The organism is Paenibacillus sp. D9 (genome assembly GCF_001188365.1).
In the GTDB taxonomy this organism is placed as follows: domain Bacteria; phylum Bacillota; class Bacilli; order Paenibacillales; family Paenibacillaceae; genus Paenibacillus_O; species Paenibacillus_O humicus.
Window position 1 is genome coordinate 3656706 of the sequence record NZ_JZEJ01000001.1, and the last position, 14183, is coordinate 3670888.

The 14183-nt window shown below is 55.4% G+C and carries 16 protein-coding genes and 1 pseudogene; 7 read left to right on the forward strand and 10 right to left on the reverse strand.

Going from position 1 to position 14183, the window contains the following annotated elements:
* Positions 1 to 33 precede the first annotated feature (33 nt).
* A complete protein-coding gene (locus VE23_RS16400; RefSeq protein WP_198156185.1) occupies positions 34 to 1176 on the reverse strand; it encodes a CdaR family transcriptional regulator in 1143 nt (380 codons plus the stop codon).
* A gap of 231 nt (positions 1177 to 1407) precedes the next feature.
* Here VE23_RS16400 and tlp point away from each other — a divergent pair, with 231 nt between their 5' ends.
* Positions 1408 to 1632 carry a small acid-soluble spore protein Tlp gene (gene tlp / locus VE23_RS16405; RefSeq protein WP_048748327.1) on the forward strand — a complete coding sequence of 75 codons (225 nt, stop codon included), beginning with the start codon at positions 1408 to 1410 and terminating at the stop codon, positions 1630 to 1632.
* A gap of 202 nt (positions 1633 to 1834) precedes the next feature.
* Here the strand turns inward: tlp and VE23_RS16410 are convergent, their stop codons facing one another.
* The 3 genes from VE23_RS16410 to VE23_RS16420 all read right to left on the reverse strand — a co-directional run bounded on the left by VE23_RS16410 (position 1835) and on the right by VE23_RS16420 (position 3756).
* Complete coding sequence (locus VE23_RS16410; protein ID WP_232317077.1) at positions 1835 to 2140, reverse strand: SCO family protein; 306 nt, start codon at positions 2138 to 2140, stop codon at positions 1835 to 1837.
* 88 nt (positions 2141 to 2228) lie between these two features.
* Positions 2229 to 2735, reverse strand: a complete 507-nt coding sequence (locus VE23_RS16415; RefSeq protein ID WP_049868588.1) for a GNAT family N-acetyltransferase — start codon at positions 2733 to 2735, stop codon at positions 2229 to 2231.
* A 19-nt stretch (positions 2736 to 2754) separates the two neighbouring features.
* Positions 2755 to 3756 (reverse strand): glutathione S-transferase family protein, encoded by a 1002-nt coding sequence (locus VE23_RS16420; protein WP_049868589.1) that lies wholly within the window; start codon positions 3754 to 3756, stop codon positions 2755 to 2757.
* Between the two features lie 609 nt (positions 3757 to 4365).
* Here VE23_RS16420 and VE23_RS16425 point away from each other — a divergent pair.
* On the forward strand, positions 4366 to 4572 hold the full coding sequence (locus VE23_RS16425) for a hypothetical protein (RefSeq protein WP_157053981.1): 207 nt from the start codon (positions 4366 to 4368) through the stop codon (positions 4570 to 4572).
* 206 nt (positions 4573 to 4778) lie between these two features.
* Here VE23_RS16425 and VE23_RS16430 read toward each other — a convergent pair whose 3' ends face one another.
* Complete coding sequence (locus VE23_RS16430) at positions 4779 to 5903, reverse strand: NADH-dependent flavin oxidoreductase (protein WP_049868590.1); 1125 nt, start codon at positions 5901 to 5903, stop codon at positions 4779 to 4781.
* A gap of 229 nt (positions 5904 to 6132) precedes the next feature.
* Here VE23_RS16430 and VE23_RS27440 point away from each other — a divergent pair.
* Positions 6133 to 6252, forward strand: a pseudogene (locus VE23_RS27440) (LLM class flavin-dependent oxidoreductase); the annotation flags it as partial.
* Positions 6253 to 6410: 158 nt separating this feature from the next.
* Here VE23_RS27440 and VE23_RS16435 read toward each other — a convergent pair.
* Positions 6411 to 6902 carry an SRPBCC family protein gene (locus VE23_RS16435; RefSeq protein ID WP_021877645.1) on the reverse strand — a complete coding sequence of 164 codons (492 nt, stop codon included), beginning with the start codon at positions 6900 to 6902 and terminating at the stop codon, positions 6411 to 6413.
* A gap of 348 nt (positions 6903 to 7250) precedes the next feature.
* On the opposite strand from VE23_RS16435, the gene VE23_RS16440 reads away from it, so the two are divergent.
* A complete protein-coding gene (locus tag VE23_RS16440; protein WP_049868591.1) occupies positions 7251 to 7595 on the forward strand; it encodes a hypothetical protein in 345 nt (114 codons plus the stop codon).
* On the forward strand, positions 7592 to 8539 hold the full coding sequence (locus tag VE23_RS16445; protein ID WP_049868592.1) for an LLM class flavin-dependent oxidoreductase: 948 nt from the start codon (positions 7592 to 7594) through the stop codon (positions 8537 to 8539). The genes VE23_RS16440 and VE23_RS16445 overlap by 4 nt, the downstream gene beginning before the upstream one ends.
* Before the next feature lie 96 nt (positions 8540 to 8635).
* On the opposite strand, the gene rlmH is transcribed toward VE23_RS16445, so the two are convergent.
* A complete protein-coding gene (rlmH, locus tag VE23_RS16450; RefSeq protein ID WP_049868593.1) occupies positions 8636 to 9115 on the reverse strand; it encodes a 23S rRNA (pseudouridine(1915)-N(3))-methyltransferase RlmH in 480 nt (159 codons plus the stop codon).
* 284 nt (positions 9116 to 9399) lie between these two features.
* On the opposite strand from rlmH, the gene VE23_RS16455 reads away from it, so the two are divergent.
* Positions 9400 to 11325 carry an ATP-binding protein gene (locus VE23_RS16455; protein WP_049868594.1) on the forward strand — a complete coding sequence of 642 codons (1926 nt, stop codon included), beginning with the start codon at positions 9400 to 9402 and terminating at the stop codon, positions 11323 to 11325.
* On the opposite strand, the gene VE23_RS16460 is transcribed toward VE23_RS16455, so the two are convergent.
* On the reverse strand, positions 11314 to 11550 hold the full coding sequence (locus VE23_RS16460; RefSeq protein WP_021877630.1) for an NHLP leader peptide family RiPP precursor: 237 nt from the start codon (positions 11548 to 11550) through the stop codon (positions 11314 to 11316). The two genes, VE23_RS16455 and VE23_RS16460, sit on opposite strands and share 12 nt — an antisense overlap.
* Before the next feature lie 70 nt (positions 11551 to 11620).
* On the reverse strand, positions 11621 to 12583 hold the full coding sequence (locus VE23_RS16465) for a hypothetical protein (RefSeq protein ID WP_049868595.1): 963 nt from the start codon (positions 12581 to 12583) through the stop codon (positions 11621 to 11623).
* Positions 12584 to 12963: 380 nt separating this feature from the next.
* Between VE23_RS16465 and VE23_RS16470 the strand changes: the two genes are divergently transcribed.
* Positions 12964 to 13854 (forward strand): diacylglycerol/lipid kinase family protein, encoded by an 891-nt coding sequence (locus tag VE23_RS16470; RefSeq protein ID WP_049868596.1) that lies wholly within the window; start codon positions 12964 to 12966, stop codon positions 13852 to 13854.
* Between the two features lie 188 nt (positions 13855 to 14042).
* Here VE23_RS16470 and VE23_RS27660 read toward each other — a convergent pair whose 3' ends face one another.
* Positions 14043 to 14171: a hypothetical protein gene (locus VE23_RS27660; RefSeq protein ID WP_269745999.1), complete on the reverse strand. Its 129-nt coding sequence runs from the start codon at positions 14169 to 14171 to the stop codon at positions 14043 to 14045.
* Between the last annotated feature and the right edge of the window lie 12 nt (positions 14172 to 14183).

Below are 14183 nucleotides of genomic sequence, written 5' to 3' on the forward strand. Positions count from 1 at the left end.
AAAAGTGGTTGCTGAACAGTCCTTTAATTAACCTTATTTCATGCGTACGAGAAGAAGCGCCACATGCATCTGGGCCGCTTGATCGAAGTTTCTAGGATTGTTGCCCGATATCTCTTTGATTCGATCCAATCGATACAGCAGCGTATTTCTGTGAATGCAGAGCATCTTCGCCGCAGAAGCAATATTTAAGCTGCAGTTGAGAAATGCGTTCAACGTCTCCATCAAATCCGGGAAATCGGGAAGAGCGCCCAGCGATCGGTCAATAATATGCGCCCTCGTGGAGGCATTTACTTCGGCACACATGAGCTCAAGACCGAGATCGTAAAAATGCTTGACGGCGGCGTTTTCAGGAAACAGCCGGTTTATTTTCAAAAGGGTTAGCGCCTCTTTGTAGGAAACGTGCAGGGCATCTGCGCCGGGTACCTGTCGTCCTACCGTAAGATAAGCTTTGGTGCTCATCCGCTCCGAGATCAATTTCCGGATTTGGTTCGAGATCGACTCAAATCGGCTTCGATCGGTCAAAGGCTGCATTTCGGTAATGATAACCCAACGGTTCCTTTGTACCCGGGAGCACAAGATTTGTCGGGGGTTTGGAAACAGGTTCGATATTTTGCGGACGAGCGATCGATGAATCTCTAACGTTTCTGTTTGTTTATCGCTATTTTCGGTTTGGATAACCCATGCGCTTCTTGGAAGGGTAAGATCAACGCCAAGCAGCTGGCCTCTGGCTATCACCGCATCGAGCCCACGGTCGTTCTGCCCGGCGATCAAATCCTGTACCAGAAAGTCGCGCGCCTTCTCCTCGTTGCCGACCTGTTCACTCAGGAAGGCTTGCTGCAGCATGAGCTCCGTCATCATTTGAACCGCTTTGCCGAAAGGCTGCACTTGATCCGGATCGCCCGTTATACCGATAACGCCTATGACCATATCGTCAAAGCGTATAGGCATGTTTATGCCTGGTTTGGTTCCTATCATTTTCTGATAGATCTCTTCGGTTATGATCTGGTCTACACCGTTCTGGATAGCCTTTGCGGCTCCTTCGTGAAAGGTACCTATTCGCTCATGATCGCTGGAGCTGATGATAATGCCATTAGCGTCCATAACGTTCATATGCAATGCTGTTAATTCCTTTGTTTTCTGAACAATATTATCCGCAAGAGATCGAGTAAGAATCATCACATTTAACCTCACAAGCTGTATTTTGATTTTTACTACCTCCATATACCTAAAAGAAATATTGCCATTTTGTTGGCATTTACGGGTCGGAAGGCAGCCTAAGTCCTAATGGCGGGAGGAATTATATCTTATATCGGTATCCAAAAGATAATGCATAAAACCGTTCGTTAGCGAACAAGCTACTTGTTAGTGCTCCAGCGAGCGCTTCAATTACCAGGAGGCGATAAACGTATGGCAAAACCGGATAATCGAGCAGATAATGTGGAGCATTTACAGCAAAGTATTCAGAATACAAAGCAAAACCTGAATGAAGCTGAAGAATATTTAAACGAATTCTCCTCTGAAATCAGCAGCGAGGAACGCAACCAAATCGAAGAAAAAAATGAACGCCGTAAAGTAAGCATTAAAGGCTTTCAAGAGGAAGTTAAGGACGAAGCAGCACATAATCAAGAGTAAGAAAAAAACGGCGATTCAACCCCACACCTGCAAAATGGGGCTGAATCGCCGTTAGCCTTTTAGGAGGACAATTCCGCCAGCAGCTTGCCATGTCGGTCAAGCATCCGGTCCATGGATGGTGAACAGCTATGACTCAACTTCATGCTTATCCTCCCATACCGTCTACGGCTGGTAGAAGTAGACTTTACTCCCAGCATTGCTCTCAACAGCGCCTTGAATGGTTGCGGGCTGTTACGATGGCATGGAACATATAGCAGCCGCGTAAATTGACAAGTGATAAAGTTCCTCCCTCATCTTTCATCACTAGAATGTCAAAATTGCCGGCCTCTTCCCCACGCAGAAAATCCCAGCCACTGGGGTCGGCCTCTAATTTTTCCGAATACTTTATAAGTGCCTCAGCGGTATCCCTCTCTGGGTCAATCGTAAAAGAAAAAAACTCTGCATCGCGGGTCCCGGCCTCGATCTCTAAGACGTCGAGCAGCTGCCGCCCGAGCATCCGTACCGCCATCTGCTCCACGTGCTGGCGACGCCCCATATCGGCTACGTGACGCAAGCTGCCTGCCGTCGGTTCCTCGAGCACTCCGTCCGCAGGCCAGTCAGGCATCCAGCGAGAGCCTGAACGCTTTTACCGTAATGCCATCGTCCGCCGGTTGAAAATCATACTGCGGCACGTGTTCGAAACCAAGCCTCCCGTACAATTGAAGGGCGTCCTTCATAAACTCGCCGGTATGCAGGCCGATCCACCGGCAGCCTCTGGCTCTAGCCCGCCCGATGCATTCTGCGATCAGCGCCGATGCCACGCCCTTCCCCCGATATTCGGGAGACACCGCGAGCATTCGGATCTCCGGATAGGCCAGCTTCAGGGCATGGCCCTCGTATGCATCCGTGTCTGGCGGGAACATCGCCACGCTGCCTGCGATAAGTCCGTCGACCTCGGCGACGATGAGATCGACGCCCGGCTGCGTGTCGGCTTCCGACGTGATCGCCCGCGCCAGCGCCTGCCAATGGGCGTCCGGAATGGACTTCGCGTGCTCGCGGTAGGCGTCCAGTCTTTGTTGCCGAATGTAGCTCCTCTCGCCCGTTGCGGCGTTGCGTAGATTCATCGTTTTCGACTCCTTCCTGTTAGACGCGAATGAGAAACTTTCCTTCCTGACCGCTCAGTACATGCCGATCGTGCGGTGAATCCCAGACGGCCAAGTCCGGCCCTTTCGGCAAAATGCCTGCTTCCGGCTTGTCCGTCGCGATGGTGATCGACAGATGATAATGCCGCTTGATCGCGTCGAAATCGGTCGTGTCGCCGAATCCAGGGGTCTGGTACAGGTCGCGCGCATACCCCCACAAGTGTTTGAACTCGCGTATGAGGGTGCGGTTGGTCCGGAACGCGGTATAGTAAGCCGCATCGAACCGGACCAACGTCGTATACAGCCTGACGTCAGAGTCCGTGATGTAATCCCCGTGCAAAAAGCGGCGCTCCGACAGCCTCTGCTCCAGCTCGTCCAATCGGGCGAACAGCGTATCGTAAGCTGCGTCGTAGGCCTCCTGGGAGCGGGCGAAGCCGCATTTGTATACGCCGTTGTTGATGTCATGGAAGATGGTCTCGTTCAAGGCGACGATCTGATCGTGCAAAGGCTCCGGATACAAATCGGGCGCATTCAGCTTGTGATAGGGGGCCCACGCCGTCTCCAAATCGTTGGTCAGCTTGAAATAGTCGTTGTTCGCGACCTCCCGCTTCTTCACGTCCACGACCGCCGGCACGGTCGGTCTGCCCTCGTAATCCGGGTCCGTCATCAAGTAAATCTCGCTCATATACCGAATGCCGAGCACCGGATCGACGCCGTCCGGGTCCAAAGAGAATTCCCAGTCCACGCGCTGAAGCCTTGGCCTCATCGGACTAACGGTTCCCAGGCTGATCGCATCCTCGAGTCCGAGGACGCGCCGGACGATGACGGACCGATGGGCCCACGGGCATGCCGCGGACCACAACAGGCGGTATCGCCCCGCTTCGACCGGCAGCTCGCCGGGCCCATCCCCGAACGGGGTCGTGAATCGATTGATCTGACGTTTGAACGACCCGTCCTTCGTGATCTCGTCAGGCTTGTGGCTGGATTGTTCGCTCTGGGTCATATTTCTCATCCTTTATTGGGGATTTATAGCTTTTATTCTATCTCATTCTCGGCGGCCCTGACACTATGATGTGACTGGCGCCGCACCCCGTTCACGTCCACTGAAAATAAACCCAAAGCGCTTTCGTTATTCGCTCAGGCACAGCTTGGCACATGCTCATATATTGCTTATTTCACAGAGAAGGGAAGGGGAATGCTGTGGGGACGCATATCAAAATAGCCAACCAACAAATCGGAAAAGCACGGGAACACTTCGGAAAAGTAAAGGATAAAGAGCTGGCGGAAAGCTTGAAAGACTCTTCCACGCCGACGTCTTCATGCTGCTCGGGCGGTCAAATATAGGGGAGAAGTGTCGATTACCTTAAAGAAGCCGCCTATCCGCATATGCCGAAATGGATGCCAACCCGCGAGGCAAGGCAGACCCTATTACATGATGGAGTGGATCGAAAATCGGAGGCTTGAAGCGGAGGAGTAAGGTTGCTTGCGCCTGGGGCGCCGCTTGACGAGGTTTAAGCAAGATAAGCGAGAGGCGTATTGGTTTAAACGGCATGGGCATGATTGCATGACGCTATATCAGGACGCCGCGATTATTCTTCGGAAGCCCTCCGTGATGAGCATGCTGGCCGAGGAAAAAACCTTCCGGCGGCCCTCATCCACGGAGACGTTACTTCCGAACCTGATCAACCCCTCGCTCCTGCATGCGTTGCTGACGGGTTACGAAGAAATAAAGCTCCTGCTTCCCGAGAAACGAGCGTTGATCCGGGCCTTATTCGCCTTTCCGCGCGAAGCCTGGATCGCGGCCTTCATCTTGCGCTGAATCGCAAAGGGAAAACGCTTCGCCTGTTGAAGCAATCCTGGGATGCGTGCCTTCCCCTTGCACCATTTCCTGTCAATGAGGAGATGACCGTGATGATCAACAGCGCCGCCCACCCCAGCAGCTGTGAGCACCGCCATACAGCCGTTTTTGTCATCGGCTTATCCCAAAATGGACGCATGACGGAAATGCCGGCTGCGGCGAGGCGTTCAGTCCACCACCGGGAACCAGCCCGGTGCGCCCATGATGCCCTGCCAGAGCGGATCCGGAATGACCAGCCGGCGCTGGTCCTGCTTGCTGAGCGTCGTCGCGATCTCGGCCTCCCGGTCTTCCGCGACCTTAGCGACCCAATCGGGCTCCATGATCAGCTCGCGGCCAAGGGCAACCAGCGCTGCGCCCGTCAACAGCGCCTCCAGCGCTTCCTCGGGTGTATGCACGGAGCCGACGCCGATGACGGGCGTCCGTCCGCCGGCCGTATCCGCAATCCATTGCAGCCGCGACTTGCTGTCGTCCGCCCCGACCCGCGGTTGGGACCGGAAGTCCATGAGCGACACATGGAGATAGTCCAGCTCCCGGCCTGCAAGCGCGTCGACCAGCTTCAACGTGTCGTCCATCGTGATGCCGTTCTCCTCCGGTTCTTCCGGCGAGAAGCGGTATCCGACGGCAAACGGCCGTTTGGCATGCTCGGCGACGACCCGCTTTACCTCTTCCACCACCGCGAGCGGAAACGTCATCCGTTTGGCCAGATCCCCGCCCCAGCGGTCGTCGCGGCGGTTCGTATGCGGCGAGAAAAACTGCTGCAGCAGGTATCCGTTCGCGCCGTGAATCTCCACCCCGTCGAAGCCCGCCTCAATCGCCCGCCGCGCCGTCTCCCCGAAGTCGCGCACGATGGCTTCGATCTCTTCATCCTGAAGCGGCCTTGGCCTGACATTCCCGTTCTGTTCCGACGGTACGTCGCTCGCACTCACGATATCTCCGTTCGGCACCAGCTCCGGCGGACACAGGCGCCCGCCGTGGAAAATCTGCAGCAGCGCTACAGCCCCTTTTTCCTTGATCGCGGACGCAAGACGCCGCAGGCTTGGAATCATGTCGTCGGTGTCGGCGCCGAATTCGCCGGCGAACCCTTTGCCGTTGCGGGTGACGTAGGTGCATGCGGTCACGACCATGCCGACGCCGCCGGCGCGACGGATGTAATAGTCGACCTCGGTGTCCGACACCGTGCCGTCCTCATTCGACGACCAGTTCGTCATGGGGGCCATGACGATTCGATTGTCCACCCGGATGCCGCTTCGCAGCGTAAAGTCTTCAAATAATGGCTTATACTTGGGGTTCATGCGCATGTCCTCCCTATGGATGATTAGACCTTCACTAGTTTGTTCAACAATGGGAAAAGCATGCGAAGATGGAGAAACACGATTAAGATGGCATCAGGATACTTACTGTACGCCGGAACCAATCGGGTACGACAGCTTCCCGACAGCGGATCTGGCCGACAAGCCCTGCCGGGATATTTAATTCTGCGGTGACGAGAAAAAAGAGGAACACGATGTCATCGTGTATGATCCAGCCGAATCATACCGGAACACGCTGGATTTTGCCACGCATGCCGACAAGTGGGGATACCACCGGTATTGGCTTGCGGAGTACCACAATAGGCCTTTTATCGCGAGCTCGGCCACTTCCTTTTGACCGAGCCGTCACCGACTGCGAAAGAAAAACCGTCAGGGAACGTCCCCGACGGCTCTGCAGGATTGGTGAAACGATGTCGGTTCCTTGTTGGGATGAGATGCACCAAAAGCCCGGCCTTCCAGGCCAAGCTCCTTACATATTCCTCCGACAAATCAGCCCGGATCGGAGATGCCCGCTTTGCGTCTTCTCTCCAGTTCTCGTTCCAGGCTCTCTTTTCCCCGGTCCATCGCCCAGTAGTGGTTTGCCCGGAACAACGGCTTGAAAATTGGCGACAGATATCTCAGCAGCGGCTTGTCGGCAGTCACGTACCAATCGAAACGCGCGTTTACGTAATCGCCGTCCTGTTGAAACGTCCACGTGCCGTGGCCGGTCAAATCGCCTGTGCCCTTCAGCGAAATGCTGTGAGGCGCCTGCTCGCCCGTTTTGCAGGACTGCCAGCGCAGCTTGTACGGCAGCTTGCTCTTCGACAGAATGGCGTACACCTCGCCGCCGGTCTCCAGATCTTTGCCGGCCGAATCGATCTTCAAGTACACGCTGGGCCACCATCTCTGATAGTCCGGGAAATTCGAACAGATTTCGAAAACCTCCCAGATGTCTCCTTTAATCCGCCATTCCGTCGGCATATAGTACTCGTTCGTAGCCATGTTCCCTCCTGTATCAAATTACGGGTTTTATTCCATATCATGTTTCTATTTGTAATAATACACCAAACCCCAATTTCCGGAGAACGTGCATCTCAACATTTTTTTTTAAGAAAACGTACTGCGGCATCGGTTCAAACCCGAGCTTCGTATCCAAGTTCAGCGCATCTTTCATAGACTCGCCGGTATGCGTCAATTCGCGACGCTGCAGCATACAACTCACCTATCACGATTCGAATTGAAAGCCAGGAAGGTATAGGAACGGAATTAATCGTATATGTACAAAATGAATAGGAATAATAAGCAAGATAAAGTGTTCTTGCATAGGAGTTATGAAGGGAGTCCATTACTTTGAATGTTGAATTGTTAAAGGATCTGATTAAGGATGATCGGGGCAATTATTACGCAGCAGTCCACAAGGAAGGGAAGGAGCTGACTTTGGTTAATGCGATGCTAGAGCGGTCTTACGTAGATTTATTGGAGTTTAATGAGGAATTCAAAAACAAGTATGCAGAGTACGAGCACCAGTTCATTGGCAAAATCATCATGGATAAGGTGCGGCACGACGTCGTATTCGCTTCCAAAGAGGACGGTCATGGCCGAATGCATGATTTGGGCAAGGTAATGAGCGAATACACGGTTACGTTTATCGATATGATTGAATTTTACCGACATCCTCGGACAGGACGCCTATGACAGCGAAACCGATTAGACTTAGTGTTTTGGATTTGGTTCCCGTTTTTGATGGGATCGATGCAACCTTCGCACTGGGACAAGCTGTAGAGCTCGCTCAAGCAGCCGAAAGACTGGGATATTTCCGTTATTGGGTGGCGGAACATCATGATATGCCAGGGCTGGCATGCACCTCAACGGATGTGCTGCTATCGCATATCGGTGCAAAAACGCAAAGCATTCGTATCGGATCCGGGGCATTGCTGTTGCCGCATTATAAGCCTCTTAAAGTTGCAGAATCCTTTCATTTGCTCGCTAGCCTGTACCCGGGACGAATTGATCTTGGGTTAGGAAGGGCGCCCGGCGGTTCCGCTGAAGTCAGCCTCGCTCTTAGCGACAACTTTCTTGAAAATGTCTGGAAAATGCCAGAATTGCTCCGTGGAGTTTCCGAGTTTTTGCAGGGGAGCTATGAATATGAAGGACGTCGGATTACCGCCCGCCCAACTCCATCCGTACCGCCAGAACTGTGGCTGCTAGGGACAAATAAGAAAAGCGCGGCTTATGCGGCTGAGTTTGGAACCGGTTATGTTTTTGGTCAGTTCATGAGCGAAGTAGCCGGGGAGGAAGTATTAAGGGCTTACCGCGAAGCGTTTACTCCGTCAGCTCTTTCCCCTGTACCGCGAGCGATCGTTGCCGTTGGTGTCGTTTGCGCGGAAACAGAGGAGGAGGCAGAGAGGCTGGCATCCTCGGGTACAGCTTTGTTTCAACAAGAAGCTTCCGCAAGGGAAACGGCTCCGCTTTCGGAGCGTAAGCTGCTGATAGGTACGCCTGAGAGCCTAAAGAAAAAGCTCCAACAGTTATCTCACTTGTATGGCGTTGATGAATTCATTGTCGTTACAATGATTCCCGACTATCGGAAACGGTTGCGTTCTTTTGAGCTGCTTGCCCATGCATGCTTAATGGCTTAATTCGTTTCCATAGGGGGATAATTTTTATCCTTCTATAGCACCTTCCTCCACCGCTTTTACCGTTCTATCGGCCCTCCTTGACTCCCATTTTTCGCCCTACTTATGATATGGTTCACCCCGGTTAATCTTCACTGCCCGGTACACCTGCTCCGTCAGCACCAGCCTCATCAGCTGATGGGGCAGCGTCATCCGGCCGAAGCTCATGCGCTGCTGGGAGCGCCGCAGCACTTCATCGGACAGCCCGTGGCTGCCGCCGATGACGAACACGACATGGCTGGTCCCGTAGGTGCCCAGACGGTCCAGTTCACGGGCAAGGTCCTCGGAGCTCCAGAGCGCTCCGTCGATGGCCAGAGCGATCACATGCGCGTCCGGCTTGATTTGGGCCAGGATCCGCTCGCCTTCTTTGGCTTTCACGATCGCAACCTCTGCGTCGCTGAGCGTGTCGGGGGCCTTTTCGTCCGCAACCTCGATGACCTGAAACTTCAAATAAGGCGCCAGACGCTTCGCATACTCCGCGATTCCCTGCACCAGGTACTTCTCCTTCAGCTTGCCGACCCCAACGATCTGTACGAGCATAATTCCTCCTCTATATCCTCGCTCGAATGATCAAGCGCGATTGTCCTCACCGGGAACTTCCTTCTGCCGCTATCATACCGCAAAGCGGCTCCGAACCCTAGTCTCGACCGGCGCAAGGACAGAGAGAAACCTCCCTCCATTCCGCTGAGATGCTTCTCTTTCCCACCCTTTCCTCCAAGCCCGATTTGCAACACGAAAATTACTCGGATTTTGTCGGAATTTGCGTACAAGTCGAGGGATGTCGCGGTATAATTCGAGGAAGATCGCGTTCGACGGAGGAATCTATGAAACCGCTTCGTTTCCTTTACACCTTGGCTACTCTTGTTGTCGCAGCAGTCATTCTGCTGTCATGGCCTGCGATGAGCTGGGCTTCTACGCCGCAAGCCCCCCTGGACCGCTGGCAGGTCATGCCGATCGCAACGGATGAGAAGAACGGAGCCTCCCCTCCCGCCAGCGGCTCCTGGGAGGAAGCCGGCACGGACAATACGCTTGTCGAGCTGCCCGATGGCGCCAAGGGCGTCTGGATTCGGCTGCAGGTGCCGGCGACAGATGCCTGGCGTCGGCCCGGCCTGCTTGTAGGGCGCATGTATGGGCTGGAGATGCAGGTCTACCAACGCGGAGAGCTGCTGTATGAGTCTCGGCGCGGCTTCGAGTTCGATCAGACCCGGCTGCTGCTGCCGCTCGACGTATCCGATCGGGGAACCGAGCTGGATGTACGCATCGTGACGACGGCCGGGAGAGCCGGATTCCTCTCTTCCGTACGGCTCGGGGAATTCGACGATCTGGAGAAAGACTACATCCGAAAAGAGCTGCCGAGCCTGCTGCTCGGCGTCTCGGTCATTTTTCTGGCGCTTCTGATGTTCGTCTGCTCCAGCTTCCTGAGCAAGCGTCAGCGCAGCTTATGGATTTCGCTCTGCGTCATCGCGCTTACGGCAGGCATTCTGATCGCAGCCTACTCTCCGCTGCTGTACCTGTATTATCCATCGGCAGGGCCCTTCTTCCTGGCGTTGTTCGAGCTGTCTCTGTACACGATGTTCCCTGCGCTGGGCTACTTCGTCAACGAGACGTTGGAGCGGAAGTCTCCCCGGTTCCTCCGCTTCAGCCGGTGGCAGGCCTGCTATTCGGCTTTCGGCATTGCCGCCTACATCGCCTACAAGCTGTCGGACGGCAAGCTCTACAGCTTCTACTCGATTGTCTCGGTCATTGCGATCGGCCTGCTGATGCTGGTGCAGCTGCTCTGGATCTCCTTCCTGTCGATCGCCCACGGGCGGCGCGGCGACCGTCAAGCGCGAGTGCTGTCGGCCGGTCTGCTCGCTTTTGCCGGCTCCAGCGCCACCGATTTGATTTTGTACTACGCCAGCGGCAAAAGCTATGTGCTTTTTCTCTGGAAGCTCGGCGTGGTGGCCTTCATCTTTTCGCTTGTCGTCATCCTCTCCCGCCGCGTTTCGTCCGACTACAAGACGCTGCTGTCCTACTCCCACCAGCTGGAGCTGTTCAACCTGAGGCTGGAGCGGACGGAGAAGATGAAGATCATCAGCGACCTGGCCGCATCCGTGGCGCATGAAGTGCGCAATCCTCTGCAGGTCACGAGAGGCTTCCTTCAGCTCCTCGCCAAGAAGGACGACGCCAAAAGCCAAAGCTACATTACGATCGCCGTCAGCGAGCTGGACCGCGCCGCCGAGATTATTACCGACTTCCTCACCTTCGCCAAGCCTGAGCTTGAGGTCGTCTCCCGAATCGAGATATCCGAGCTGCTGGAGCAGCTGGATCTGATCATGAGACCCCATACGTCTATGAACGGGGGAAGTCTGGCGATCTACTCCGAGGAAGGGCTCGCAATCATGGGCAGCGCCTCCAAGCTGAAGCAGGCACTGATCAATCTCATCAAGAACAGCGTGGAGGCGCTCGGGGAGGACGGATTGATCGAGCTGACCGCTTGTGCAGAAGGCGGAGAGGCCGTGCTGCGGATCAAGGACAACGGAGAGGGCATGGACGAGGAGCAGCTGTCTAAGCTCGGGGTCCCTTACTTTTCGACCAAGTCGAAAGGAACAGGACTCGGAACGATGGTCACGATGAGGATCATCGAGGTCATGAATGGCAGCATCGCCTTCAAAAGCCAAAAAGGAAAGGGAACCGAAGTGACGATTCGGTTCCCCCTTGTGCAGCAGCTCGCTTCGGAGCTGACAGCCGCTTCTATATTACCAGACTAGCTCGACGTTGCCAGCCGCGTCAACGGAATCCTCCGGTTTCGGCGGCACCACGAGGTAGAAATGCTTGTCCGCTTCTGCCACGGCCGTGAGCTGGATGTCATCCGGCAGTTCAACGCCGAATGCTTCCTTGATGGCGGCTTTGGGATCGGCAAGCAGCTGCTTTTTGAAGGTTTCGTCCTTCCATGCTTTTTGAATGATCTGCACTTTCAACGATTGGGATGACATGAGATCACGGCTCCTCGAAGGGTTATGGGTAAATCTTCCTATAATCTACCACATATCGCGACGAAAGTACCTATACTTTTTCCTGGTTCGACAAATAATGAGAGAATCCCCCTTCGACCGCCAGCCTCATGGCCGTTTGCCGGGCTGAGCGTGCATCGGCTTCGATGCCCGAGAGCACCTCTTGCTGAAACCAGACAAGGCCCGGGGCCGCTTCCGGAAGCTCGGACAAGCTCCGGCGATGGCTTCTCGCGATGGCCGCAAGCCGCTCCAGCACTTCGTCCTGATAGACTGCCCGGCGGACCATCCTATCCTCCAGAGGCTGCTCTTCCTTCAGCCCAAGCTCCTGTCTGACCAGCGTCAGAAAGGCATTGCTGCGCTCCTCGCCGGAAGCCAGATCCTCTCGCCAGTCCGCCCAGTCGTCCGCCAGCTGCAGCGAAGCGAGCGCCAGCTCGACCGCCTGCTCTGCCGGCAGGATGCGCTCCTTCTGGCCGGATTCCAGCCAGACAGCCGAGGCGCCGATCTTGACCGGGGCGGACTTGCGCGCCAGACCGGGGACGTCCAAGGGATCGGCGCGCCGGATTTTCTCCATCGCTGCAGCCAGCCCCCACGCCTCCGTATGCCTGAGATAGTCGCTCCAAAGCTGCGGCGGCATGGCCGAATGCCGGCTGTACCGTTCCAGGAACAAGGAATGCAGCAATTGGGACGCCGCCAAGGCTGATTTCGAGTCGAGCTGCATTTCCTCGCCGTCCATGACGTCGTCCAGCAGAAAATAATGCAGCATCATATAGACGCTGCCGACAGCGAGATCGCGGCATACGGAGGCCGGCGCGCCGGCCTGCTCCCCTGCCCAGACCGGCAGCATGTACGTAATATAGTTGGAACCGCCAGCCGTCCTCGAAGGATCGGCTCTCTCGATAAGCTCGCGCAGGATGGTGCGCAAAGGCTCCGGACATCCGTCCGCCCCTGTCCTGGCTTCGGCAATGATTTTAGCAGCCTCGCTTCTTGCCCTTTCCAGACTCCACTCGGTTGACATGCAATGGCTCCCCCTTCGCTGCCTTCAGGCAAGTCCCGGTCCAGCGTGTGTGCATCCTGCGGCATCTTCTCCCGCCGGAGAACACCGCTTCACGCGGCCCAGCCCACAAGGAGCATCCCACATTTCTTCCGGTTTGAAAAGAGGATGGCGATATGCAGCCCGCGCTCGTCTGCCGACCGTGCGGCAACCTTGCACGGGGGTCGATGGCAGTCTCCCAATCCCGCTTCATGGCTCCAGAGAGGGTCGAAGACGAGGCCATCTCCTCTTGTTTTTGCAACCATAATCATCCTGGTTTATGTCCCGCTGATTGTGGCTTCGATTATCCTCATCAGTGGGTAATCTCCTATGATACCATTCCAAATCAGAGAGGAAATAAGGGCATGAACAAAGCCATGATCATCCTCAATCCTTCCTCCGGCAAGGAGAAGGCGCTCGACTACAGCAACAGGATTGAAGAGGTTCTGCGCCGCAAGGGCTACGAGGTGGCCAGAAAGGAAACCGCCCAAGCCCTCGATGCGACCCGCTTCTGCCAGGCAGCATGCCGGGAAGGCTGCGACCTGGTCGTTTCGGTAGGCGGAGACGGCACATTGAACGAAACGATCAACGGCATCATGGATCAGGATCACCGGCCGAAGCTCGGCATCGTCCCTCTCGGCACGGTCAACGATTTTGCTCGCGCGCTCCGGATTCCGCTCGATCCCGAGGAAGCCATTCTAGCGCTGTCCTCCTCCAATGTGAGAACCGTCGATCTGGGTCAGCTGAACGGCCGCCTCTTCTCGAATGTCGTCGCCGCGGGCTCGCTGGCGGAATCCGTCGCCTCGGTGAGCTCGGAAGAAAAGTCCAGGCTCGGCGCTCTCGCCTACTTGAAGGAAGGCATCAAGGAGCTGCTCGGCAGCCCTGCCCATCCCATCGTCGTCGAGCATGACGGCGAGATTTGGGAAGGCGATTCTCCGTTAGTTCTCGCCGCTCTCACCAACTCGGTCGGCGGCTTCGAGAAGCTTTCGCCGAATGCATCCGTCGACGACGGATTGATCCACGGCTTCATTATCCGGGACATGAACGTCTTCGATACGATTGCGGCCGGCTTGTCGCTCTGGTTCGGCAGCCTGAAAGAAAAGAAGGATGTCGTCTATTTCACGGCCAAGAAAATCCGGATCACCTCGCCGAAGCCGCTCCGGACCAATGTCGATGGCGACGAAGGGCCGGCTCTTCCGGTTGAGCTGAGCATCCTGCCGGGGTACTTGCAGGTCATCGTACCCGAGGAAGGCTGATTGCTCTCTGCATCATCCCAAGCAGGTCCTATGAGGCCGGTCCCATGCCCATGCGTAAGCCGGCTCCGGCCAATCGGTGCTTTCTTCCCTTTCATCGCTTTCATCGCTTTCTTCGGTTTCTTCTCCGCATGAGACGGTTGGTATACCATACCAAGAAATACTTTGCGTTACTTCGTCATACTTTCGTTTCATTCCTCTACATTTTCATCCTGGCAGGCGGCAAACCCGACTTCATTCCAGGCGCCCCCGTCTCTGTTGCTCTCCCGCTTTTCAAGGAAAAAAGCCAACCCGACAATCGGGTTGGCTTGATGACGCATGCTTTCCTCCAT

Excerpts from the sequence above, each read along its gene's own strand:
- VE23_RS16400 (WP_198156185.1), bottom strand. The coding sequence starts at position 1,176 with ATGATTCTTACTCGATCTCTTGCGGATAATATTGTTCAGAAAACAAAG.
- tlp (WP_048748327.1), top strand. The coding sequence starts at position 1,408 with ATGGCAAAACCGGATAATCGAGCAGATAATGTGGAGCATTTACAGCAA.
- VE23_RS16410 (WP_232317077.1), bottom strand. The coding sequence starts at position 2,140 with ATGGCGGTACGGATGCTCGGGCGGCAGCTGCTCGACGTCTTAGAGATC.
- VE23_RS16415 (WP_049868588.1), bottom strand. The coding sequence starts at position 2,735 with ATGAATCTACGCAACGCCGCAACGGGCGAGAGGAGCTACATTCGGCAA.
- VE23_RS16420 (WP_049868589.1), bottom strand. The coding sequence starts at position 3,756 with ATGACCCAGAGCGAACAATCCAGCCACAAGCCTGACGAGATCACGAAG.
- VE23_RS16425 (WP_157053981.1), top strand. The coding sequence starts at position 4,366 with ATGAGCATGCTGGCCGAGGAAAAAACCTTCCGGCGGCCCTCATCCACG.
- VE23_RS16430 (WP_049868590.1), bottom strand. The coding sequence starts at position 5,903 with ATGAACCCCAAGTATAAGCCATTATTTGAAGACTTTACGCTGCGAAGC.
- VE23_RS16435 (WP_021877645.1), bottom strand. The coding sequence starts at position 6,902 with ATGGCTACGAACGAGTACTATATGCCGACGGAATGGCGGATTAAAGGA.
- VE23_RS16445 (WP_049868592.1), top strand. The coding sequence starts at position 7,592 with ATGACAGCGAAACCGATTAGACTTAGTGTTTTGGATTTGGTTCCCGTT.
- rlmH (WP_049868593.1), bottom strand. The coding sequence starts at position 9,115 with ATGCTCGTACAGATCGTTGGGGTCGGCAAGCTGAAGGAGAAGTACCTG.
- VE23_RS16455 (WP_049868594.1), top strand. The coding sequence starts at position 9,400 with ATGAAACCGCTTCGTTTCCTTTACACCTTGGCTACTCTTGTTGTCGCA.
- VE23_RS16460 (WP_021877630.1), bottom strand. The coding sequence starts at position 11,550 with ATGTCATCCCAATCGTTGAAAGTGCAGATCATTCAAAAAGCATGGAAG.
- VE23_RS16465 (WP_049868595.1), bottom strand. The coding sequence starts at position 12,583 with ATGTCAACCGAGTGGAGTCTGGAAAGGGCAAGAAGCGAGGCTGCTAAA.
- VE23_RS16470 (WP_049868596.1), top strand. The coding sequence starts at position 12,964 with ATGAACAAAGCCATGATCATCCTCAATCCTTCCTCCGGCAAGGAGAAG.
- VE23_RS27660 (WP_269745999.1), bottom strand. The coding sequence starts at position 14,171 with ATGCGTCATCAAGCCAACCCGATTGTCGGGTTGGCTTTTTTCCTTGAA.